Origin of the sequence: Paenibacillus tyrphae (assembly GCF_000722545.1) — a bacterium.
Classification (GTDB): Bacteria; Bacillota; Bacilli; order Paenibacillales; family NBRC-103111; genus Paenibacillus_G; species Paenibacillus_G tyrfis.
Genome location: NZ_JNVM01000005.1, coordinates 255,190 through 277,867 on the forward strand (window position 1 = coordinate 255,190; position 22,678 = coordinate 277,867).

General features: G+C 48.4%; 18 protein-coding genes and 2 CRISPR repeat arrays. Of the genes, 10 read left to right on the forward strand and 8 right to left on the reverse strand.

What is annotated here, in order from left to right; translation table 11 throughout:
- Positions 1 to 117: 117 nt before the first annotated feature.
- The 3 genes from ET33_RS06825 (at position 118) to ET33_RS06830 (ending at position 1,986) form a co-directional block, all read left to right on the forward strand.
- Positions 118 to 1,149, forward strand: a complete 1,032-nt coding sequence (locus tag ET33_RS06825; protein ID WP_051775146.1) for a hypothetical protein — start codon at positions 118 to 120, stop codon at positions 1,147 to 1,149.
- On the forward strand, positions 1,146 to 1,271 hold the full coding sequence (locus tag ET33_RS40230) for a hypothetical protein (RefSeq protein WP_268808311.1): 126 nt from the start codon (positions 1,146 to 1,148) through the stop codon (positions 1,269 to 1,271). Before ET33_RS06825 ends, ET33_RS40230 begins: the two co-directional genes overlap by 4 nt.
- Positions 1,272 to 1,410: 139 nt before the next feature.
- On the forward strand, positions 1,411 to 1,986 hold the full coding sequence (locus ET33_RS06830; RefSeq protein ID WP_051775147.1) for an AAA family ATPase: 576 nt from the start codon (positions 1,411 to 1,413) through the stop codon (positions 1,984 to 1,986).
- Positions 1,987 to 2,064: 78 nt separating this feature from the next.
- Here ET33_RS06830 and ET33_RS06835 read toward each other — a convergent pair whose 3' ends face one another.
- Together ET33_RS06835 and ET33_RS06840 are read right to left on the reverse strand one after the other, a co-directional pair.
- Positions 2,065 to 2,490: a DUF3995 domain-containing protein gene (locus tag ET33_RS06835; protein WP_036678298.1), complete on the reverse strand. Its 426-nt coding sequence runs from the start codon at positions 2,488 to 2,490 to the stop codon at positions 2,065 to 2,067.
- Positions 2,487 to 3,092, reverse strand: coding sequence for a TetR/AcrR family transcriptional regulator (locus ET33_RS06840; RefSeq protein WP_036678301.1), 606 nt, complete (start codon positions 3,090 to 3,092; stop codon positions 2,487 to 2,489). The genes ET33_RS06835 and ET33_RS06840 overlap by 4 nt, the downstream gene beginning before the upstream one ends.
- A 461-nt stretch (positions 3,093 to 3,553) precedes the next feature.
- A CRISPR array of direct repeats spans positions 3,554 to 4,058; the repeat unit is 30 nt; unit sequence GTTTAGAACGTACCTATGAGGAATTGAAAC.
- 514 nt (positions 4,059 to 4,572) lie between these two features.
- On the opposite strand from ET33_RS06840, the gene ET33_RS06845 reads away from it, so the two are divergent.
- Positions 4,573 to 4,992 (forward strand): hypothetical protein, encoded by a 420-nt coding sequence (locus tag ET33_RS06845; protein ID WP_036678304.1) that lies wholly within the window; start codon positions 4,573 to 4,575, stop codon positions 4,990 to 4,992.
- Positions 4,993 to 5,009: 17 nt separating this feature from the next.
- Positions 5,010 to 10,067 carry a DUF4132 domain-containing protein gene (locus ET33_RS06850; RefSeq protein ID WP_036678308.1) on the forward strand — a complete coding sequence of 1,686 codons (5,058 nt, stop codon included), beginning with the start codon at positions 5,010 to 5,012 and terminating at the stop codon, positions 10,065 to 10,067.
- A 1,543-nt stretch (positions 10,068 to 11,610) separates the two neighbouring features.
- Here ET33_RS06850 and ET33_RS06855 read toward each other — a convergent pair.
- A complete protein-coding gene (locus tag ET33_RS06855; RefSeq protein ID WP_036678312.1) occupies positions 11,611 to 12,366 on the reverse strand; it encodes an NRDE family protein in 756 nt (251 codons plus the stop codon).
- Between the two features lie 151 nt (positions 12,367 to 12,517).
- Positions 12,518 to 13,387 (reverse strand): sigma-70 family RNA polymerase sigma factor, encoded by an 870-nt coding sequence (locus tag ET33_RS06860; protein WP_036678315.1) that lies wholly within the window; start codon positions 13,385 to 13,387, stop codon positions 12,518 to 12,520.
- A gap of 195 nt (positions 13,388 to 13,582) precedes the next feature.
- Here ET33_RS06860 and ET33_RS06865 point away from each other — a divergent pair, with 195 nt between their 5' ends.
- Positions 13,583 to 14,056, forward strand: coding sequence for a carboxymuconolactone decarboxylase family protein (locus ET33_RS06865; RefSeq protein WP_036678318.1), 474 nt, complete (start codon positions 13,583 to 13,585; stop codon positions 14,054 to 14,056).
- A gap of 40 nt (positions 14,057 to 14,096) precedes the next feature.
- On the forward strand, positions 14,097 to 14,738 hold the full coding sequence (locus ET33_RS06870; protein WP_036678322.1) for an NAD(P)H-dependent oxidoreductase: 642 nt from the start codon (positions 14,097 to 14,099) through the stop codon (positions 14,736 to 14,738).
- A gap of 67 nt (positions 14,739 to 14,805) precedes the next feature.
- Here ET33_RS06870 and ET33_RS06875 read toward each other — a convergent pair whose 3' ends face one another.
- Positions 14,806 to 15,462 (reverse strand): hypothetical protein, encoded by a 657-nt coding sequence (locus ET33_RS06875; protein ID WP_036678325.1) that lies wholly within the window; start codon positions 15,460 to 15,462, stop codon positions 14,806 to 14,808.
- Between the two features lie 494 nt (positions 15,463 to 15,956).
- On the opposite strand from ET33_RS06875, the gene ET33_RS06880 reads away from it, so the two are divergent.
- A complete protein-coding gene (locus ET33_RS06880; RefSeq protein ID WP_051775148.1) occupies positions 15,957 to 16,970 on the forward strand; it encodes a fibronectin type III domain-containing protein in 1,014 nt (337 codons plus the stop codon).
- Positions 16,971 to 17,148: 178 nt separating this feature from the next.
- Here the strand turns inward: ET33_RS06880 and ET33_RS06885 are convergent, their stop codons facing one another.
- Entirely contained in the window at positions 17,149 to 17,700 is a 552-nt protein-coding gene (locus ET33_RS06885; RefSeq protein ID WP_036678329.1) for a CGNR zinc finger domain-containing protein, read from the reverse strand.
- A 111-nt stretch (positions 17,701 to 17,811) separates the two neighbouring features.
- Here ET33_RS06885 and ET33_RS06890 point away from each other — a divergent pair, with 111 nt between their 5' ends.
- Together ET33_RS06890 and ET33_RS06895 are read left to right on the forward strand one after the other, a co-directional pair.
- On the forward strand, positions 17,812 to 18,744 hold the full coding sequence (locus tag ET33_RS06890; protein ID WP_051775149.1) for an arginase family protein: 933 nt from the start codon (positions 17,812 to 17,814) through the stop codon (positions 18,742 to 18,744).
- 189 nt (positions 18,745 to 18,933) lie between these two features.
- Positions 18,934 to 19,548: direct repeats of the CRISPR family, unit length 30 nt; unit sequence GTTTTGAACGTACCTATGAGGAATTGAAAC.
- Positions 19,549 to 19,617: 69 nt separating this feature from the next.
- The gene (locus ET33_RS06895) at positions 19,618 to 20,172 is read left to right on the forward strand and encodes a DUF402 domain-containing protein (RefSeq protein WP_036678332.1); all 555 of its coding nucleotides are present in this window, start codon (positions 19,618 to 19,620) and stop codon (positions 20,170 to 20,172) included.
- A 109-nt stretch (positions 20,173 to 20,281) separates the two neighbouring features.
- On the opposite strand, the gene ET33_RS06900 is transcribed toward ET33_RS06895, so the two are convergent.
- Complete coding sequence (locus ET33_RS06900) at positions 20,282 to 20,737, reverse strand: hypothetical protein (protein ID WP_036678336.1); 456 nt, start codon at positions 20,735 to 20,737, stop codon at positions 20,282 to 20,284.
- Between the two features lie 92 nt (positions 20,738 to 20,829).
- A complete protein-coding gene (locus ET33_RS06905) occupies positions 20,830 to 22,608 on the reverse strand; it encodes an ABC transporter substrate-binding protein (RefSeq protein ID WP_407668085.1) in 1,779 nt (592 codons plus the stop codon).
- Positions 22,609 to 22,678 lie beyond the last annotated feature (70 nt).

Below are 22,678 nucleotides of genomic sequence, written 5' to 3' on the forward strand. Positions count from 1 at the left end.
TTGTTTTTATCTATTTTCCGGCTATAACCGCATAATCTCCTTCTAAGTTTATATGTTGCTATCAAATAACCACGGATGTAATATTATGGTATTAATAGAAGGGAGTGCTTGGATTCTATGACAAGCGTAAGCGGCTTTGGGGCGGAAATGAAAGATCAATTTTATTCTGTGGCAGAGTGTCTTTTCAAAGAGGAAAAAAGAGCGGAAGCGGTGCCTTTGTATCGTTATGTCATTGAACGGGAAACGGATCATAACGATCCGACTTTCCTTCTGTGCCACTTTCGGTTGTTTCAATGCCTCGTTGGAAATAGTTCGGATGGAAATAAGGAAGCTTTAGGACGGTTTGAGTCGTTTTACAGCTTCTTACCAAAAGATATTCGGCTTGATGCTCTGCTGCTGATGGCTAATGTATATTACACGCTTGGCAATTGGATAAAGGTAGATCGTTATGGAGATGAACTCCATGCTTTGGCCCAGGATGTATACGATAAATTAAATAATGAAAGAAATGTAAAAAAACTACAAACCGAAAGGCGTTTAGTGGTATACTACGGTCAGGGGCTGCTATTGAAAGGGATTGCCCTAACTATGCAGGGGAGACATGAGGAAGCAAAAGAATATGTCGCAAAGTACTCTGATCTTACGTGGTTCCAGCCTCTTGATGAAATCGGAAGGAGGGAGGTTGAGAAGTTTCGGCTTTGGGGCAGAGGTAATATGATGACCCTTGAATTACGTACAGGAAATCCAAATGTGCTCCCTGAGTTTTCGAAATATCTGGAGGAAAACCCGGGAATCCTTTTACAAGGGATGTTGGCTGCAATCGAAGCGGCAAACCAGTTTCATTTTTCTGTTGATGAACTTTTGGAGAAATTCTGTGAAAAGCTCCCGCCTATAAACTCCGATGTTACCTACATCAACGGAACTCAATTATTTCATTTTTGGTACGAAAAAGCGTTATACAGTTTCAAACAAAATCGAATTGTTATTGGGATCGATGAATTGTTATATGCCCTTTATTTATCTCATAAAATGAAGTATTATGCTGGTTTTGAGAAGAGCGTTTGTTTGTATCGGGAACATAGCGATTATGCGACAGAGCAGCAAAAATGGAACTACAAACATATCGTTGAAGGAGTGTTTGACTCGTGAAAAAAGCAATCTTATCTTTAATGATGATGGGGTTGGTGTTTTTAGGCGGCATATCCATTGTGGTACCTCAACAACCGCAATCAGAGATAACAGCATTTGACCATATTGGAGTAGGTGGCTAACGACAGGTGAAAAATCAATGGTTAAAAAAGTCCCGGGCAGCGAATTGGTCAGGGACTCTTTAGTTTAACTCAGTCACGGCCTGTGGAGAAAGGGACTTGCGAAAAAGAACTGTAGCCTAATTGACAGGAGAACTAATAAATGACGGATCATGCATTGTTCAGAAAAGATTTTGTTATGATCACCGGCGGACCCGGTGCGGGTAAAACTACCCTGCTGAATGAACTACGGAGAAGCGGCTATCCATACGTTTCGGAAGTGGCTAGAGAAATCATTCAAGTGGAGATGTCTTCCGACGGGGATGCCTTGCCTTGGAAAAATGCAATCAAATATCGCGATCTCATGCTGGATAGATCGATCGAAAGCTATTATACAGCATTGTCCAATCGATGGGGGCACACGATGTTTTTTGACAGAGGCATCCCTGATACGTTGGCATACTCTAGTTTAATCCATGCTCCCATTTCAGAGAGGCTTGAATCCGCAGTTCAGAAGTACAGATACAACAAGCAAGTGTTTATTTTGCCGCCTTGGAAAGAAATCTACCAAACGGACAGCGAAAGAGTACAGGACTTTGAAGAGGCGCTGGCCACGTATCATATGCTCTTTGAAACGTACAAGCAATTGGATTATGAATTGATTGTCGTACCCAAATTATCGGTTGACCAGAGAGCGGCGTTTGTTCTCGGCCATGTAGGGCAGACTCCAATCGACTGAGCAACTTCTTCGCAATCGTGATTCCGGTGCCAGCCGGATGAATCTCGAACGCACAAAAGTCCTCCTCACCCCCGGCATTCACCCTCCCATTCGGAGCGCCAATATAAAAGAAAGACAAAGCCACAAGCATAGAGGCGTAAACAAATAACTATCCATGGTGGCGAAGCGCGTTCCTCGTAACCGTTTTGTTAAGCCCACGTACCGGAAGTCGCCGATGGCTCGCAGTCCGAATACGATCGCGCATACCCAGCAGCCCCAAGTAACGACAAAAAAGCCAGAAAACGCTTTAATGAGTCCCGCTTCCATCAATAGCAGCACGGATGCCGCAATCAACAGAAAAGCGACGGCAAGTGTCCCGGCCTTACCCGGGACGAAAGCGGGCTTCTGTGCTTTGGTTTCCGGTATCACGACGCCCGAACCCCAGGTGCCGCCGAAGGCCCAATAAACGTGGAGACCGCTGATGCTGATAAGCAGCAGGGTGGAGATAACGATGATGGCTATCATTGTTTTACAACTCCTCCCAGACAGATGCCTTCCCACACGATATCGAAATGTCGCTGGAATAGCGTCTCGATTTGTATCGCATCGGTGCCTGCCGAAAGCCAGATCATTAGTGAGTTGAAATAAACGCCGGTCAACACCGCCGCGATATCTCCACTGACCGCTTGCGTTGTGAGCTGTCCTTTGTTTTTTGCATCATCAAGTAGTGCAGCGAGTGCCTGCCTGTACCTTTCTATGATTCTCATCTCGGCATTGATGAACATGTCGGCGCGCATCATTTCCGACACGACCAGTCTGACCATGTCCGGTTGTTCGGCGTATTGATGAAACAAGTTGTTAAAGAGGTGCAGCAGTTGTTGCTTCAGATCCGGCATGTTTTTATTGTTTTGGATGGTTTCATGGACGGATTCGAGTTGGGATACGGCTAGATGAAGCAGTACGGCTTCTTTCTTCGGAAAGTAATTATAGAACGTTCCTTTTGCAATCCCGCAGGCTTGCGTAATTTCCTCGACCGTAACGTTATCGAAGCCTTTTTCTTTGAACAGCTTTATGGCATGTGCGAAAATGCGTTCTTTCAGTTCTTGTTTTCGGGATGCTCTAAGCATTGGGGAGGTCACCGCCTTTTGAAAAATAATGACTAAAGTCATAAAATGACTTTGGTCATTATTTTACTCTTATTTCTGGTATTGTTCAAGTATCCAAAAAGATGTGAATTATTTTGGAGGTTTGTGGTAAGGTGAAAGTGCGAGGCGTTTTTGTAATGATTGCCCATTGGAAAGCGACTGGTCTGTTTTTTTGAATATTAGTAGATGTTAGGGAAAACATTGGGTCTGGGTACTGAAGAAGTGCCGAAAATGGGTTAAACCCAGGTGACCATGGGGTTGGAAAAAGGTGGACAAAGGCTTATAATTTAACTGTGCTGTTTTGTCGTCGATCCCCAATGCTGCAAAAAAGCCGGGGGATCGACGACAAGGATAGCTGCGCGGCAAAAGGATTACGGTGTTTGCTGTGTTCGATACGTAATTCTGGAATATGTAGAAATGGTTTATTGGCGGGATTTTGATGGGTTTAGAACGTACCTATGAGGAATTGAAACGCCGGAGCCAGCTTGGAGATATCTAAATCGATATCCGTTTAGAACGTACCTATGAGGAATTGAAACTAAGTCTGATCGCCAAAGTAATAGTATTTGTGGACTTGGTTTAGAACGTACCTATGAGGAATTGAAACCTCTTCCTATTGAATCCAATGTGAAGTCTCTAAAAATCGTTTAGAACGTACCTATGAGGAATCGAAACACACTATCCATATCACCCTTCACTAACTTTTCGTTCAACGTTTAGAACGTACCTATGAGGAATTGAAACCCAACAGCAATGACTTTAACTATACCGCTCATTTTAGTTTAGAACGTACCTATGAGGAATTGAAACAAGTCGAGGGGGCATGTTTAACGCCGGGGTAACGGGATCGTTTAGAACGTACCTATAAGGAATTGAAACCTGAGTGTATGGCCCTTATAAACTAGTTTGTAATTACTCGTTTAGACCTTACCTATAAGGAATTGAACGCTCGATAGCAATTTTCGTATCTGAGAATCCTTCCCTGTTTTGACCGTACCTCCGGCGCGTTTGGAAGAATATTTAACGAAGTACCTTGAGGATTTAGCGGTTAGAAAAGTCATGCGAGACGCAAAAATAAACTACTCGCTCGAATGTTCGGTCAGCTATTTCAGGAGTCTCTGTGTTTTCTAGTTTTCTGGAAATCAAGTGAACAAAAGGAGAAAGCGTCTTTCGAATAAACCATGCGGAGATCCTAAGATGCAACCAGTCCGATAATGTGAGTTAACCTGTACACATAGCATGTATTGCCGCCAATTGGCGGCTTTTTTACTGCTAGAGTCCTGGCATATGCGGAAGCGAAACCGGGACATACGTACTAGATCTGATAGAATAGTTAGTTGTCTGTTCGTATTTTTACAAAAAAAGGGGAACGAAAGGAGACTGCATGATATAATGACACTATTCATATCATCATTTGTTGCCCTCGATGGGTGACAAAGTTTTGCTGACAGGAGGCGAAGGGGTGCAGATCTATTTCAGAGTCAAAGCGGCTGGCAAAAGGCGTCCGGTGCTGGAGCTCATTGAGGCGTCGCTGCCTGACGATGTGCAGTGTCTGGGGGATGCGATTCGGGCGATTGTAACGGAGCAAGTGCAGCGTTTTAACGCGCGCAGCATCGAGCAATCTATTTTTCCTTACTTAAGTCCCGGGCAGTTGGAGGAGCAAGCTGAAGCCGGCAAGGTAGGCTTCCAGGCGGCTTATGACGACCGGAAGGCAAATGCTGCGGCTGCGGTCGAGACGGCTTTGCAGGCGTTTGAGGACGGCATTTACAAAGTGCTGATCAATGATACAGTTGTGGAAGATCTGCAGACGTCGTTGACGATTGCGCCCGGATCGGTTTTTACCTTTATACGACTGACCCTGCTATCGGGTATGATGCGCTAATAGGAGAGGAGTTTGACATGACAGAACGTATTCATCTTGAGTATAAGCGTGAGCCGCTGGATGCCTTGTCTGAGCAATTGCAGACGAAGAAGAATCATGAGCACTATCCGTTAGCCTCCAGCCTGCTGGACTATTTGACCGCCACATACCAGAACAAGGCAAAGCGCGAGCAGCTGTTTATTGCCGAATTGAATCGCGCCTATCCATGTCCGATTGGTGAAATGACCGATGCCGAGCAGCTGTGGGCGGGACCGCTATCATCGGCGTTGGCGCTGCTGTTCGGTGAGGAGAACGGGGCAGAGCTGCTGGATTTGCTGCGCCGCCGCATTTTGCGTGCCTATTCCATTTCCACCTATTACCGCAAAGGCTATCGTTCCCGCAATCTGGCTCATTATATGGAAGCCATCCTGGCGACGATTACATATTACTATAATGCTCTTGCTTATGAGTGCACCTTGCACGATTATTTGACGAGGCATGATATCGTTCTGCCGGATGACTCTATTATGGGCGATCACATCGCCCGCGAGCTCGATAGGGACAACGAAACCGTCACCGAGGCGCTTAGAGACATCATGTTTGGCGAAAATCAGACGGCGCTGCTGACAAGGCCGATGATTCGCGGCATTGTGCAGAGCCATAAAGTAGAAGCTTACGAAATGCTGGGGCGTCTCCTGATTGCGGCCAGATTGCAGGAGGGCCTGCGCCAGCACATTATGGAAAGTCTGGACGAAGGAACCGTTGAGGCTGCCGTCTACTTGATTCGAATCGTGCTGGAGCATCAGTTGGAGCGCTTCAGCGCGGTGATCCGGGCGCTCGATACGTGGACAGGGCTTGCCTTTACCGATCAGAAGCCAGCGGTCATCCGCAAATGTCTGGAGCTTGCTCTGCGCGCTCTGACGGATGAGAGCTACCGGGAGGAAGCGGAACATAGCGAAGATACGCTGGTCTACTATTTCTCGCTGTGGGCGGCGGCGACTTATGATATTGGCGAAGCCACGACGCGCATCCAGCGCGTGCTGAAGGACGGTGCCAGATATAAGAAGCTGGCTTCGCTATACTTCCTGGCCCAGTTGAACCAGCCGGAGATGCAGCATCGGATTGCAAGCGGACATCTGCCGGCGGCCGTCGATGACCTGGAGCAGATGGCTTGGCTGATGAACAGCCTCTATGCCGACCATCGCATCGTCTACCATTATGGGGACGGGGCTATCGATTTGCGCAATTCTCCGATCAGCGAGGACCTTGTAGAGCGGCGCGTACAGTTCAACGCACTATTGCAGTCGCTGAGACAGCTCAAAGAGACGAAAACCTTTAAGGAGAGCGTATTCCCTTGGGCGGTGGCAACACTAGATGCCGATGAGCTACTGCGGCGCATGATGACGTTGGCGGCCTATGACCGCGATGCCGCAATGATTGAGCAGTTGATAGATTGCAGCGACCGGATGAGCTCAAACCTGCGGAACGGTTTGCTGGTTAATTTGATCGGAGCTGCCGCTTCCGGAAAACATCGCGAGTATTTGCTGCAAGCGTTGAACGATAAAAGCACATACAACCGCGAGGCGGCGATTAAACTGCTCGGGCAATCGGCGCTTGCCGCTGCCGAGCTGGACAAAATTGTTGAGTTATTGAAGCTGAAGACAGGCACCCTGCGTCAAGCCTGCATAACGCTGCTCATGCAGCAGACCGATGAGGAGCTGCTGCGCGCGGCGGGTAAGCTTTTGTCAGCCTCGAATGAACAGCAGCGGCTGGCCGGGCTTGCGATTGCCGAATCTTTGCAGCAGGATGGGCAGCGGCAAGCGCTTTATCCGCAAGTGCAGGTCCATGTTCAAGCGCTGCATGAGAAGGGTCGGGCTACAGCACAGGAGCAGGTGCTGATCGATAAGCTGCTGCATGCTGCAGATGCGGGTGATGGCGCTGAGAATGGCTTCGGCTTGTACGATGTGAATGAGAAGGTGGCGATACCGCCCAAATCCAATCATCCGGAGCTGATCGACGCATCGGATAGGCAGCAAGCCGAGCGGGAAGCGGAATATGTGAGGCAGTATGCGGCGTGGCGCCCGGACGATGTTGCAGCGATTTATCAGCATTTTGAAGCGCTCATTGAGGAGTATTACAATTATGAGTATGAAGCGCAGTATTACAGCAACTATTCTGAAAAGGTGCTGCTCGGCAATCAGACGTACAGGCTGGCCAAGGTAAAAAAAGCCGAGGGCGAAGAGGCTGCCGAGGATAGGCTGGATAGCTACCCGCTGCCGGAGGTATGGCGGCAGGCGGCGCAAGATTTGCAGTTGACGCCGATGCGCATGCTGGTCTGCATGCTCGGAGGGGTGAACCATTCGATCGGCTATGCCACGGAAAAGCAGTGGTTCACAGAGCTCTATGCGGATGTGCAGGATAAGCCAAAAACGCAGCAGCTGGACAAGGCGCTGGAAAAGCTCAAGCATAGGAGAAAAACCGATCAGTTGATTCAGCTGTTGTTTCGCGAATCCGACTTGACTGAAAGCTTTACGGTTTGTATAGCCATCTACCGTTCATTGCGGGCACGGCTGACGGTGGAGCAGTGTATGGTGCCGCGGGCGGAGCTGGACGAAGGAACCGTTCATTGGCAGCAGGGTGGAGCCCTCTTTCCAGCTCTTGGATCGAGCCTGCTGGGGCAATGGCTGATGTGGGCAAAGACGTGCGCGCGAAGCGACGAGCAATTTGCGGAATATTTCTTCACCGCATATGCCAGCTACAGGCTGTTAAAGGGCGCCGACAGCGCTACGTTATCCGTCGATTCTTATATGCGTGCGCATCATCTGGGGCTGATCAGCGACGGCATTCTTTTGCGTGAAATGATGACAGGGAATCAGGCAAAAGATTTCATCCGCCTGTTAACGCATCCGAATTGGAGCAAGCCGCTACTGGAAAGCGATCCGGGCGTGAGGCCGCTATTGGAGCAGGCGGTGTGCCGTATTGTCGAAATCGAATCGCGCCGCGGCGATTTGCCGACAGATGTATCGAAGCTGTCGTCAGCGATTCAGCGATTTGAAGGCATGAGCTTCTTTGTCGCTATTTTGACCGGATTGGGGAAGGAAACGTTCCAGCGCGGTTACGCCTACAACAGCAGCCTGACGAAGAAGGCCGTGCTCAGCTCGCTGCTGAAATGCTGTTATCCCGCCAAGGGCGAAGACGCGGCAAAGCTCGCTGCCTTGCTGGAAAAGACGGATCTGACCGAGCAGCGCTTGCTGGAAGCGGCCATGTATGCGCCGCAATGGGTTGATATCGTGCAGCAGCACCTGGGCTGGTCGGGACTAAAGAGTGCGGCATGGTATTTCCACGCTCATATTAACGAAACTTTCTCCGCACAGAAGGAGACGGAAGTGGCGATCTTCTCGCCGATCAGTCCGCAAAGCTTCAATGACGGCGCCTTCGACGGAGATTGGTTCAGAAGCGCTTATGAAACGCTCGGCGCTGAGCGTTTTGACCTGCTGTATGGTTGCGCCAAATATATTACCGATGGCGGCAATTCGCACCGTCGCGCGCAGTTGTTTGCCGATGCCACCTTGGGGAAACTGGACAAGCAGGAACTGGTGGAGGGCATCCGTTCTGCCCGAAATAAGGACAAGCTGCTCAGCTATGCTTTGCTGCCGATCGCGGCCGGAGACAAGCGGGACGTGCTGGAGCGGTATGAGTTTATCCAGCAGTTCCTGACAGAAAGCAGGCATTTCGGCGCTCAGCGTCGCGAAAGCGAAGGAAAGGCAGGCGCCATAGCCCTCGAAAATTTGGCGCGCAATGCGGGCTACGGCGATGTCAATCGGATGACCTGGGATCTCGAAGCTGAAAAAATCGGAGAAATCGCGGTTTATTTTTCCCCGCAAGATATTCATGGCACGAAGCTTTGGCTGGAAATTGATGATGAAGGTCAAGTGGAGCTGAAGGTGGAGAAGGGCGGTAAAGCCCAGAAGAGCATACCGGCTGCCTTGCGCAAGGATGGGCTGGTATTGGCCATGAAAGAGACGCAAAAGGAGCTCAAGGATCAGTATACCCGTGCGAAGCTCAGCTTCGAGCAGGCGATGGAAAATGGCACGCGCTTCACCGCGCAAGAGCTTGGGGCGATCATTCGCAATCCGGTCATTGCACCGCTCGTGCGCCATCTCGTCTGGATTGATGCGGCAGGGTCGGAGACAGGGGAAGGCGTTATCGGATATTTGCAGGAGCCGGACCAAGGGACGGACACATTCATGCTACGCCAGCCGGACGGCAGCCTGCTGACACTGCATTCGGATGCCGAGCTGCTGCTTGCCCATCCGGTTCATCTCTATGCGTCCGGGCGCTGGAGCGAATTTCAACGGGACTTGTTTGTGCGGCAGATCAAGCAGCCGTTCAAGCAGGTATTTCGCGAATATTACCGTCTGAATGCCGATGAGACGGCTGCGGTTACGGTATCCCGCCGTTACGCCGGCCATCAGGTACAGCCTCAGCGGACGGTAGCCTTATTGCGCGGCCGCACGTGGACCGTCGATTACGAGGAAGGGCTGCAAAAGGTATACTACAAGGAAAACCTGATTGCCCGCATGTATGCGATGGCCGACTGGTTTACACCGGCCGATATTGAGCCGCCAACCTTGGAGACGGTGCAGTTCTTCAACCGCGAGACGATGGAAGCGGTCAAGCTGGCGGAAGTGCCGCCGGTGATTTTCTCGGAAGTGATGCGCGACATCGACCTCGTCGTCAGCGTAGCTCACGCCGGCGGCGTCGATCCGGAGGCCAGCCATTCGACCGTGGAAATGCGCATCGCGATTGCCCAAGAGCTGCTCATGCTGCTGAAGGTCGACAATGTGCGGCTGGAAGGCTCTCATGCGCATGTTGCAGGCCAACTTGGCGAATACACCGTCCATATGGGCTCAGGCATCGTGCATAAAAAAGGGACAGGCGCGCTTACCATTCTGCCTGTTCATTCACAAAGCCGCGGCCGACTGTTCCTTCCGTTCGCCGACAGCGATCCGCGCACAGCGGAAATTATGTCCAAGCTGCTGCTGCTGGCAGAGGACAGCAAAATTAAAGATCCAAGCATCCTGGCGATGCTATAGCATGCAGAAGAGCGCCCGACAAACAAAGGGCGCTCTTTGTGCATACGAGAGAGTAGCGATCGGAGACCTCAATCAATTACACACAACTCAAGTTAAGCGGAATTATTGTAATAAGGGAACGTTTGCTATGCCTTTTACACCGATTGTTCTAATTGTCAAGGATCAAAAAAGATGCGAATTATTTTGGAGGTTTGTGGTAAGGTAGAGGTGCGAGGGTTTTTCCAATGATTGTTTATTGAAAAGAGACCGGTCTGGTCTGTTGTTGTGATCATCTCGATCTTGGAAAAAGGTGGACAAAGGCGTATAATTTAACTGTGCTGTTTTGTCGTCGACCCTCAATGCTGCAAAAATACCGGGGGATCGACGACAACGATAGCAGCGCGGTAGAAGGGATTATGGTATTTGCTGTGGTCGATCTGTAATTCTGGAATATGTAGAAATGGCTTAACGGCGGGATTTTGATGGGTTTAGAACGTACCTATAAGGAATTGAAACCCTGGTGCAGGAAGTTGGGCGCCCTCAGCGCGGTATCCAGTTTAGAACGTACCTATAAGGAATTGAAACCTTGATGCATTGCAATAGCTGCCGGATCGTGGTTTATGGGTTTAGAACGTACCTATAAGGAATTGAAACCCGGATGTAAATCGTCCCTTCGATCAAAGCATGAATCCGTTTAGAACGTACCTATGAGGAATTGAAACTTCGGTCGCCTCGATGGCCTTCGGCCGTGACCCTACTGTTTAGAACGTACCTATGAGGAATTGAAACTGTTCAACACATAGATGTGTATAGTCATGATGATTGGGTTTAGAACGTACCTATGAGGAATGAAACAAGAAAAGTGGTGATCTCATGAACGTAATGGAGATTATGTTTAGAACGTACCTATGAGGAATTGAAACTCTTTCGAAGGCGATAGGTGTCTCTACAGCTCAAGGTTTAGAACGTACCTATTAGGAATTGAAACAAGGTTTCTGACGTTACGGATGATTCGTTTACCGTGGTTTAGAATACGTACCTATGAGGAATTGAAACTTGAGATATGCTCCGTACCTCATGCCACCAAGAGAAGTTTAGAACGTACCTATGAGGAATTGAAACTGGGCATAGAAATGCCCGGGGTCAGTAAGGTAGGTCATCGTTTAGAACGTACCTATGAGGAATTGAAACAAAAAACGAGCTCCGGGAATCTCCCCATTTGATACGGAGTTTAGAACGTACCTATGAGGAATTGAAACCCGGGTGACAATTCAATTTACGGATGTGTTCGGGGCGGTTTAGAACGTACCTATGAGGAATTGAAACTCCGCCGTTTTATTCGGCCGATCAGCTAATCGGCCAGCATGGTGAGCATGGCCAGCATTTCCTTGAACGATTGAGGGAAAGAGACGATGCGATCATTGCTCCCCCGTCACTTTAAAGGAATGAACCAGAGCTCAAGCGGAGGTCATTCCGCTTAATAATGCGCCGTGGCACGGAGTGTAAGCCAAACAGTGCAAGCAAAGAAAGCCTCTCGAGATCGTCTCGAGAGGCTTTGCGGCGATTAGAACGTAATCGAATGTCTGCGGTCTTGGATGCGTTCGCCGGAACGTGTTCGTTCGACATAGTGAAGCTTGTTGTCCGTCATCAATAAAATCGTAGAGCTTCTCGTACCATAATGATCGCTCTGAATGTAAATCGAAGAGAGGAGACGCTCCCACTGCGGCGGCACGCCGGTGGCAGGCAGCGCATCGTCAGGTGCCGGCTCCGCATCCTCAAGCAGTTCAAACAATGCATCGACACGGTCCTCCCGAAAGTCCTCGAGCTGCGCTTCCAACTCTTTCTTCCCTTTCGTTACCTTCGGCCAATCGGTATCCAGCAGATGGTTGCTTACGCCGTAAACACCGGGTTGGAGCTTTCGAATCTCATGACCTATGTTCGAATAATAATACAGCTCGTTGGGATCGCCAACCAACAAGTTATAGCCCGGATATTCTGTCCGTTCGCGGGCAGCGCGTTCCGCGTAAGCCTGTGGCGATTCGTTCCCGACTAAAAAGGTAGAGACCAATTGTCCACGGGAGCGCTTACCCTCGGTTTGCTCCGCAGGATCTCGATAATTCGTCAATGCGGCGAATCGGCCGCTGTTTGTCACGCCCATCCACGTCCCGTTCCGGAGCAAATCCCGTCCGGCTAGTACATGAGGGTGATCCGTCCAATAATGAACCGGCGCCGTTGGACGTGCGTAAAACTCATCGCGGTTCGCAGCTATGACGAGTTGATAAACGGGATGCATCCGATAAGCGAACAAGATTAAACACAAGCCAATCACGGCCTTTCAGCATCGTTATCGTATGCATTATAACATTATGGAAACGTAAGAGAAAATAATCCCGTCCCTCGATTTCTCCTCTTCGGTAAGGGCTTGAACGATTTCGGCCTCCACTCAACGAACGGGCAGAGCACAACTGGGATCAATCGCCCAACACGGCCAGATCAAGCTGGCTGATGCGTTCTGGATCGGAGATCAGGTCGACTTCGGTAATTTTTCCATGATTCACTGTAAATTTGAGTACATAGAGCAGTCGGCCTCGTGGAGCCGCTATAATTCCTGGGTGTCCATTCACGAGGGCTAGTTGTGCTGCTTTCTGCGCACGTCCCGAAACTTGTTTTGCTAGTGCGACCGCTCCTCGCGTTACTCTCGAAGATCCGGTTTGACGATCGTCGCGAAGGATAACGTCCGGATCAAGCGCATTTACAAGAGTATCGAAATCGCCGGAGTGAGCCGCTGCGAGAAAAGCTTGAACAACGTTGCGTTGGTGATCAAAGTCGGCTTCCGGCATGGCTTTCGCCCCACGAATCCGGCGGCGTGCCCGGCTCGCAAGTTGCCTTGTTGCGCTCTCCGACTTTCCTACAATCGGAGCAATCTCGGTGAAGGGCATGGCGAAGACATCGTGCAGCACGAACGTGATGCGTTCCGCAGGATTCAAGTTACCGAGCACGACTAGCAGGGCAATACCAACAGAATCAGCCAATATGACTTCTTGTTCGGGGTCGATGATATTCTCTTGGCTCGTGAAAGTATCGGGCAAATGAGTTTCTATCGATTCTTCACGCCTGGATTTTCGCGATCGCAACATATCCAGACATATACGAGAAACAACGGTGGTCAACCATCCTCCCATGTTCTCGATGCCTTTTCCATCCGCGCGACTAAGACGCAACCAAGCCTCCTGTACGGCGTCCTCCGCTTCACTCAATGATCCCAGCAATCGAAAAGCCACGGCTTGAAGGTGATTCCGGTGTGCTTCGAACGTATTTGCCAACCCGACTTGTTCGTTCATCGTTTGATCTCCTCACCCAAAATAAAAGCCTCTATAAGTATTGACGTATCAAACCGGAACAATGCGACAAGATGCCGATCGTTTGTTCATTTTTTATTTTCCCGAAAAAAGGTTGTCACACTTCCCGGGACCCGATCCGTCAACATAGTAACGAGCCAATAAACGGTTCAAATCCAAATTAGAGGAGTGCTGTACATGAAATCAAGAATGGAAAGTCCCGTTATGATCGTACCTGATGCGTCCCAAGCTTTACAAGCCCTGGCCAAAGCCCTGTTTGCATCCGCAGAGAATACAGGTATTCCGAAGCGTATGCTCTTCCTTTCGTATCTTCGGATAAGCCAAATTAATGGGGACAGCGCATGCGTCGAACTTCATTCGGGCAATGCCTTGGCGGCAGGCGAATCTATAGAGCGTATACTGGCGGTGTCGGCATGGCGTGATGCGAAATGCTTCAATGACGCCGAGCGTGCTGCCCTTGCGCTTAGTGAATCGGTCACCCGAATCAATGACCGGGAAGATCCTGTGCCGGATGAGATCTTTAATGAGGCGGCCCGTCACTACGATGTGGCTGCACTGGCTACCCTTATCGCTGGGTTCGCTACAGCGAACCTCTGGAATCGATTTAACGTCTCTACAAGGCAGATCGCTGCCTTTTCTGCGGGCAAATAATTGCAACGAATCAAAAATAAGTGAAAGTGGGTATTCTATTATGGCAACCGTGTTATATATTACGGCAAATCCGCATGACGATGAAAAATCTTACAGTATGCTAGTAGGCAAAGAGTTCGTACATGCGTATCGATCCGCGAATCCGCATGATGAAGTGATCCATCTTGATCTGTACCAAATGGATATACCGCAGCTTGATCAAGATGTTTTTAGTGGTTGGGGAAAGCTGAAGGAGGGGGTCGCCTTTGAAAACTTGACCGAACCGGAGAAAATGAAAGTAGGCCGTATCGGTGAGTTGGTTGACCAATTTGTTGCCGCAGACAAATACGTATTTGTTACTCCGATTTGGAACTTATCGTATCCACCTGTCATGAAGTCATACATCGACTCCATTTGCATAGCAGGCAAGACCTTCAAATATTTACCGGATATCGGCCGGGTTGGTTTGCTGAGTGATAAAAAAGCCGTGCATATTCAAGCAAGCGGAAGCTTCTTGTCACCAGGCTCGGATGATGCAGACTTGGAAATGGGTCACCGACACCTGAAGGTCATTATGGAGTTTGTTGGAGTTCCCAGCTTTGAGGGAATATTTGTTGAAGGGATGGCTGCGAAACCCGAGCAAGAACCTGCGATAAAAGAAAAGGCCATTCAACAAGCGCGTGAGGTTGCCCTGAGATTCTAATGTTTGGTATAAATCAAGAAAAAGGGTCATACCTTCGAGGCATGGCCCATTTTCGTAATAATTGAAATTATTTCCCGGCCTTCAACGTCGTTGCCAGAGGGTTACTTCTAATTACTTCATAGTCCCCTTTGCCGGAAGGGAACGGGAAAGTAGGTGTTATGTTCGTTGGAAACGTGGTGTAGGGTCCGCCTTTGGAGGTTTGGACTTGCACGTTACTAAATGCAGCGTTTTTATATCTATTCTTGTCTTGGTTATCTTGGGTCGTATGAACCATTTTTACCTTCGTCGGGGCTTTCAAAGAACCGGAGTTTTGTACAGGCAGGGTGTAAGATTCAACTCCGTTAATGTAGAGGGAAGCGGTGTCGTTCAAATTATTGACGAGCTTAATATGGATCTGCTCTCCGGCTGCAGGCTGGCTGGCAAGAGGCATCGACTTGTTGGATGCAGGATTTTGCTTCCCGCAATTCAAGAACTTTTTCCATTTTTCACTTGGAGTATAAGATATTCCTCCTTCGCACACATCGCCAAGGCCCAAATAAAAAGCGATATAGCTTCCGTCGTTGGATACAAAAACATCGCTCGGAACCGTGAAATAGCCTTGAATTCCGTAGTAATTCGTGTCGGTGAGTAATTTGACGCCGCCTTCACCCGTTGCCGCCGATGCGGTGGTTGTAAAAAACAATGCTATGATTGCAGAAAGAACAGATAGATATACTTTTTTCATAGATATCTTCCTCTCTTTTATTTTATTTTTCAAATCCCGTCGCCATAATCCGGTTAGCTTGTATTCACGTGAATCACCTCCAAATTTTTACATCGGGAAACAATTTCAATCTATCATATACAATTAATTGCTAACAATACTTTTAGTGGAAGTAGTCATGTGACTACTAATAAAAGTAATAGATCTACCATTTAATTCTTCAAGTAGAAAGTGTCTACCATCCGCATATGGGGGCACCTAGAATTCTTATCGAGGTGATCGAGACCGTCTCGGGCGAGGTGAAACGGTTGGTTACCGCTTTGAAGTAATACTCAAATGGTTCATTTGACGCTGGTCCCCCAATTGTTGCATCGGTTGGGGGACTGATGTCTTTCATAGAAAGTGAAAATACTATTAATATTACACAATTAGAAAAATAAGTAATTAAATGTTTGGTGATCAAATGAAATAAATGGTATTGTATGATTGAAATAGAAAAAAAGGGAGAGATTTCTTTGAAAAAGCTGGCGGGTTTATTCTTGTTTTTCATTTTGAGCATGTTTGCGGCTTCTTCGGCTTTTGCAGCTACGGTAGGTTCTCCTCTCACGAAACCCGAAGAAGGGTGGCAACGATTCGACGATACGGCTCCGCAGATTGTTTATTCCAATTACACCAACCCGAGAGCCAGTCAAGTTGGAAACTACAACGGTACCATATCCTACTCCGTTGATCCGAAAGCGGAAATTGAATTTAGATTTACCGGCTCGAAAATAAGAATTATTACTCAAATGTATGTTGGACGGGACCCTCTGGATAAAATTACGATCGACGGCGACTCCTATACTTATACGGGAAGCTCCAATAATCTCATTTATCAAGCCCTGGTCTTCGAGAAGACTGGTTTGTCCAACGGAGTGCACACGGTTAAAATATCGAGAGTTGCGCCGACAACAGGATATTTGACGCTGGATGCGGTAGATATCGACGCCTCCGGGCAATTGCTGAGCATGATTTTGGAGCCGGAGCAGTTGCAGGCAAAGCCGGAAAATGCAAAAGTAACATTAACATGGAGCGGCGTACCGAATGCCAAAGGCTATAATGTGAAAAGAAGCACAACACCGGGCGGTCCTTATACTACCGTTGCAGGCAATGTATACGGTACTTCCTACAACGACACAACCGTAACCAACGGCACAACCTACTATTATGTGGTGACAGCTTTACATGCGGCAGGCGAAAGCGGCAACTCGAATGAAGCTTCCGCAACCCCGCAAGCCCAAGAAAGTAATCGAGCTATTTTGGTTGTTACCTTGGATAACGGACTTGAAAAAGAGTTTGACCTGTCCCTGTCGGAAGTACAAGCATTCATCAGTTGGTATGAAGGGAAAGCCGCGGGAACGGGTTCGGCATCCTATGCGATTGATAAGCATGACAACAACAAGGGACCATTCAAAAGCAGAAAAGATTATGTTATCTTCGATAAGATTCTCACTTATGAAGTGAGTGAGTATACCCCTGCTTCGAAATAGTGTAATGGTCAAAATTCAGAACAACGAGGCTGCCGAGAAAACGATATCGGCGGCCTCGACCGCTTCGCCAACAAGCGCGTTTGCTTTCAGTTGGTTATCATTATTAGCTATAGCGGACTTCCTCTAATGTTGAATAAAATGGCTGGCGGAGGGCTTGCAATATCCCCCGTCCATCGTGCTAGATTTCATTGGAGTGCCGATGTTTTTTTACATGAAACCGGGTAGAGCACCTCTTGCTGCAAAAGCGCTGCAGCCCGTTTTTGGATTGATCGACATAAAGCTCCTCGCAGGGGGGAGAAGCACAAATTTTGAGTCGCCCTCTTCCATATTCCACGAGTACTCTTCCCAACGTAAACGCACAGATCGCACTAATGCGATCGGCCACGCTAATTTCTCTCCCAGGATGTTGTTCGTACACATAATCGAATGAACGGTCTGCCTTGATCTGTAAGCGGGATTGAATAGGTGAACGTTGTTCGAATTCATTCAAGATTTGCACCAGATCGGAATCGTTCTCCATAGCGATATGATGTCTAAGCTGGACGCGATAGGAGCGTGTTGCTTGAAGGTCATCGTCAGAAATAGGTAACCCTTCAAACAGATCATATTTTTTAAGAAGCGCCCTCAACTGCTCCAAACTTCCGAGCAGCTCGGGTTCCTTATAATAAGGATCGTATGTGTTTAGCACATAGCAAGTAAATGCAAGCCACTGATCTTTGTCATATTTCATGGTATTGACTCCTTCATTGCTTTCATATAATGTAATACTTAAATTTTACTTTAAGTCTTACAATCTGAGCAAGGCCATCGTTATTTTTAATTAACGCGAAGGAAGTGACTTATGAGGAGAACTATTCACATCATTCATGCCCCGATCAATCTTGGTCTACGAAAACATCCGGACGGCAAAGAGAGGGGATGCGGAAAACTGCCGGAAGTACTTGAACAAATCGGTTTTCATGATTCCGTTAAACCTCATGATGTAATCAAGCTTTCCCAACCTGTCTATCCGGCATTTGAACAGTATGATGACGGTGCATTAAACGGTCGCCCAATCGCTTCTTTTTCTATAACATTGGCCGATGAAGTGGAAAAAGCATTGGAGCGTCAGGGTTTTCCCCTTGTGTTGGGCGGGGATTGCAGTGTACTTATCGGAAGTACCTTGGCTTTAAAGCGTAAGGGAAGATATGGACTGATTCATCTTGACGCACATCCGGATTACTATAATAAACTCAATAAAGATAAAGCAGTTGTGGCAGGAATGGATTTGGCACTTGTTTCGGGAAAAGGAACGGAACTTCTTACAAATCTTGAAAATCATAGACCATACATACGCAGTAGGGACGTTGTTAGTTTTGGTTACCGTGAAGCTGATCCTGAACAGGAGATTATACAAGAAGCCACAGCAGACGGCATTACATGTTGGAGTGCAGCGAGAGTTCAGAAGCTTGGAATTGAACAAGTAGCTGACGACGTATTGACTTTCATAAGTCAGACAGAAGTTGAAGGTTTTTGGCTTCATTTGGATGCTGACATACTGGATGCCGCGATCATGCCTTGTGTGGATTGCCCGGAGTCCGAAGGTCTACAGTGGGACGAGCTAACCATCCTTTTGAACAGGATACTTTCTTCGCCTAAAGTGATCGGGATGGATGTGACTATTTTAGATCCTGATCTGGACATTAGGCATGAGGTAACGCGAACTTTTTCTGCATTATTAACAAAAGTGTTGAGAGTGGACAGTAATCCGACACGAGGAAGCGTGAGATCATAGGGGTTGGAAAAAGGTGGGGGACGTATTATAATTTAACTGTGCTAAAGTTGTCGTCGACCCCCAATGCTGCAAAAAAGTCCGGGGATCGACGACAAATGAATGGCGTAGCGGCGGGATTTTGGCGATTTGGGTGACTTGAATGTGATTTTGTAAAGAAAGGAAACTGCAGGAATTACGGCATTTTGATGGGTTTTGAACGTACCTATGAGGAATTGAAACCCATATCAACGATGTTGCCAGATACTGCTTCAGCGGTTTTGAACGTACCTATGAGGAATTGAAACTACGAAGACGGGAACGAACTTTTTCGCGGCATTATTTTCGTTTTGAATGTACCTATGAGGAATTGAAACCTAACTACTAGGCATATCAAGTTTTGAACGTACCTATGAGGAATTGAAACATTAGATAGCCTACCTTGACTGTTTCTTTGTTATACGTTTTGAACGTACCTATGAGGAATTGAAACTTTCATCTCCTTTATCCCTTATGAGGGGTTAAACTGGGTTTTGAACGTACCTATGAGGAATTGAAACTAAAAATCGTCCATAGGCAGTCCAAAATACTCCGCAGTTTTGAACGTACCTATGAGGAATTGAAACCGCTATCGGCTACGCTGCTTATCGCCCCGCTTATACCGTTTTGAATGTACCTATGAGGAATTGAAACATGTTAGAATGGCCCTTTTGCGCATGCTAGGGCAAGAAGTTTTGAACATACCTATGAGGAATTGAAACTTGCGTATGGTTGCGTTCTATGTATTTTGGTGCTCGAATTTTGAACGTACCTATGAGGAATTGAAATACTCGAAGATCCATCCTTCCCATAACACGCCCGCGGGGCATAATGATCGATGTAAACGGTGCGTAGGAGATGAAGCCCCTGAAAAGAAAATACGGAGATCGTGCAGAGTGGAAGCGCGTAGTGGAGAGAAGGTACGCGCAGTCTTATTTGGAAACGGAGAGCTATAAAGGGCAGGTAACACTTCTTGAAATTTCCAAAGTTACAGAACCTTTATACGTCACCTATGACGATAAAAATATTTGTATTGCTGATGACGGTTATTTGTGGCTTCAACAATTCCCATCCGATAAGCATCATTCGGTGACAACAATGTTTAACGCAAGAGGGAAAGTTGTTCAATGGTACATTGATATCTGTTACATGAATGGAATCGGCGAAAACAACATCCCATGGATGGATGACTTGTATTTAGATATCATCATCTTACCGTCGGGAGAAGTTGTCCAAAAGGATGCTGATGAACTGGAAGAAGCCTTGAGGAATGGCATTATTGATAAGCAACTTTATGATATGGCTTGGGAAGAGTCTGCTAGGATCAATGCTCTCGTAAAAAACGGGGAGTTCCATTTGTTGAGACTGTCAGAAGAACACAAAGACTTTTTATTAAATAGACTTCAAAAATAGGACTGAACTAACGGGAAGAAGCATGAGCGCAAAATCCACGAAAAAACGAGGCCACCGAGAAACGATATCGGCGGCCTCGTTGCTTTAGCACTCTATCGTGCACATTTCGTTACAACCGGTTCAGCGGCTCGATGCGGTAGGCCGACTTCTCATCGGCCGCTCCTGTGTGCTCGCCGTGAATGACCCAGCCGTACGACAGCGTCGATGCCAGGCGGTCACGCTCCTCCACAGTCAGCTTGGCGGAGACCGACTCTTGTCCGGGCTCCAGGCTGAGCTCGGCTTCCTCGCCTAAGGCGAGCAGAAGCCAACTGGAGATGCCCCGCAGCGTGCTGAACTTGATCTGGTAGCCGTTGTGGACGGCGTCTTCGAAGGTGGCTGGGTCACTGGCGGCCGCTACGGTCAGCAGCTTGTAGTCGAACTTGAATTTGCTCTCATCCTGGGGCAGCTCACTGGCATGGATGCGGCGAAGCCGCTCCTCCTTGGACCAACCGTAGGCGTTTAACGATTCCAGCATGAGGGCATCCCATTGCGACAGCTTGGCTTTACTTTTATCGGAAGAAGACATGGATGATCGCTCCTTAGTTATAGGCGTTCGAAAGTTTGTGAAGAAAGAGACCGCCCAGTTGAGGCAGTCTCTTTTCATTATCGCTGAATTCCTTATTTTTTGCTAGCTTTGTAGGCGTTCAAGAACTCTTTGGCTTTGCCGGCATCGGCTTTGAGCTCAAGGCCGGTTTGGACGATCGGGCTGACCGTCGATACGGCTTTGAATTTGTTGTTTTTGTAGTAAGCGAGGAAATCGTCTTGATTGATGGAGGAGAGCACCGCTTTTCTCAAATCGGCGCTTTTCGCCACTTCACGGTTTTTCGTATTGAACAGCAGGTACGAGACGGCGTTGCTCGGCATGGTTTGCAGCGAGAGCTTGCTGTCGCTTTTGACGATGTCGAACTTCGTCTCCAGCACGCCGTAGAACAGGTGAATCTCGCCGCTGCGCAGCGCGGATAGTGAGCTGTCGGCGTCTTTGATAAAGCGGATCTTGATATTGTTTACCTTCGGTTCGTGCTTCGTGCCCGCCATGTAAGCCGGGTTTTTGAGGAAAATCGCTTCGTAATCGTTCTTGTAAGACAGGATGTACGGACCGCTCGTGAACAGGGTGTTGTTGTATTTTGCGCCCTCGGTTACCGTGTTTTGATCGCCGTACGGGATGTCTTTGTTGACATCAAATTTGGCTACATCATATGTGTTGATACTCTCGACTTGCTTCTTGGACACGATGCCCGCCGATTGGTGAGCCAGGTAGTTCAGCACTTGCGGGAACGGATTGGTTGTCGTCAGCTTCACGACTTGATATTTGCCTTCTTTGCTGTTGGCTTGTTTCTTGTCCGAGACCAGCACGGAGATTTTGGCGCCCAGGCCTTTTTCCAGACCGCTTTTCAGCGTTTCGGAGCTGTCGGATTGCTTGATCGATTCCAGAACAGCCGGGTCGGTCACGAGCTCTGCGTTCTTGATGTGCTCATGCAGCGTGTACGTTCGGTGGTTCGGCACCGAGTTTTTATCCTTCGCGCGCAGCAGGGAGAAAATGACATCGTCTGCGCCAACGCGCTCGCCTGTATCGACGGCCAGCTTATCCTTGATTTGAGCGAAGTTGATGTCGTCCCGCAGGATGAAATAATAGTCGGTATTGCCTTCGGCGATGGCGAAGTTATACGACAGGGAGCCTTCGGCGGTCAGCTTGTCGTCATCCGTCAGGTTGAGCAAACGCACGTACATGTTGGTATTGATGATGTTGATCGAGCCGTCGTTTCCTTTGATCGGGTCGAGCGACGTCAAGGTCGGAAGCGACGATTGCAGGAGAATCGGGTCTTTTGCGCGTTTCCCCTCATCCTTGAAATCCAGCTCTTCCCACGGAAGGGAGCGGGATTTCGACAGCCGTACGGACTCCTTTTTCAGAACCTCCTGGTTAAAAGCCTGCGATTTGACGGAGATATACAGAGGGGCGATATACGCCTTGTCGAACACCAGCTTCTGCTCAAGCTGTTTGTACGTATCTTTGTACTCTCCTTGCGTCTGTGTCGAAGCTTTTTCAATCAAATCGTCGATTTCCTTGTCGGCCACAATGCTGTAGTCGCCGCCCGTTTTGAACAGCGAGCGTACGGCGTAATCCGGGTTGCCGGTTACCGTGGTCCAGCCCGACAGGGAGATGTCGTAATTGCCTGCGTCCTGCTGCGCCTTGAACGAGCCATAGTCTGGTTGAAGGTTCAGCTTGACGTTGAAGCCGTTCTTGGTCAGTTGATCGCGGATGATGTTGACGTCCGCCTCTCCGGAGCTCATAGCGAGCAGCTCGATATCGACTCGGCTGCTGTCGCCCGCCGGTTGCTCTGAAGACGGTTTGGATTGCGCCTGTTCGTCTTTGGTTGTTAAAGTGCATCCGCTCAGCATAAGCGATACGCCAAGAATCGCCGGAATGAGCAATTTCCCCTTTTTCTTCAATGAAAGTCCCTCCTGATGA

Excerpts from the sequence above, each read along its gene's own strand:
- ET33_RS06825 (WP_051775146.1), top strand. The coding sequence starts at position 118 with ATGACAAGCGTAAGCGGCTTTGGGGCGGAAATGAAAGATCAATTTTAT.
- ET33_RS06830 (WP_051775147.1), top strand. The coding sequence starts at position 1,411 with ATGACGGATCATGCATTGTTCAGAAAAGATTTTGTTATGATCACCGGC.
- ET33_RS06835 (WP_036678298.1), bottom strand. The coding sequence starts at position 2,490 with ATGATAGCCATCATCGTTATCTCCACCCTGCTGCTTATCAGCATCAGC.
- ET33_RS06840 (WP_036678301.1), bottom strand. The coding sequence starts at position 3,092 with ATGCTTAGAGCATCCCGAAAACAAGAACTGAAAGAACGCATTTTCGCA.
- ET33_RS06850 (WP_036678308.1), top strand. The coding sequence starts at position 5,010 with ATGACAGAACGTATTCATCTTGAGTATAAGCGTGAGCCGCTGGATGCC.
- ET33_RS06860 (WP_036678315.1), bottom strand. The coding sequence starts at position 13,387 with ATGAACGAACAAGTCGGGTTGGCAAATACGTTCGAAGCACACCGGAAT.
- ET33_RS06865 (WP_036678318.1), top strand. The coding sequence starts at position 13,583 with ATGAAATCAAGAATGGAAAGTCCCGTTATGATCGTACCTGATGCGTCC.
- ET33_RS06870 (WP_036678322.1), top strand. The coding sequence starts at position 14,097 with ATGGCAACCGTGTTATATATTACGGCAAATCCGCATGACGATGAAAAA.
- ET33_RS06875 (WP_036678325.1), bottom strand. The coding sequence starts at position 15,462 with ATGAAAAAAGTATATCTATCTGTTCTTTCTGCAATCATAGCATTGTTT.
- ET33_RS06885 (WP_036678329.1), bottom strand. The coding sequence starts at position 17,700 with ATGAAATATGACAAAGATCAGTGGCTTGCATTTACTTGCTATGTGCTA.
- ET33_RS06890 (WP_051775149.1), top strand. The coding sequence starts at position 17,812 with ATGAGGAGAACTATTCACATCATTCATGCCCCGATCAATCTTGGTCTA.
- ET33_RS06895 (WP_036678332.1), top strand. The coding sequence starts at position 19,618 with ATGAAGCCCCTGAAAAGAAAATACGGAGATCGTGCAGAGTGGAAGCGC.
- ET33_RS06900 (WP_036678336.1), bottom strand. The coding sequence starts at position 20,737 with ATGTCTTCTTCCGATAAAAGTAAAGCCAAGCTGTCGCAATGGGATGCC.
- ET33_RS06905 (WP_407668085.1), bottom strand. The coding sequence starts at position 22,608 with ATGCTGAGCGGATGCACTTTAACAACCAAAGACGAACAGGCGCAATCC.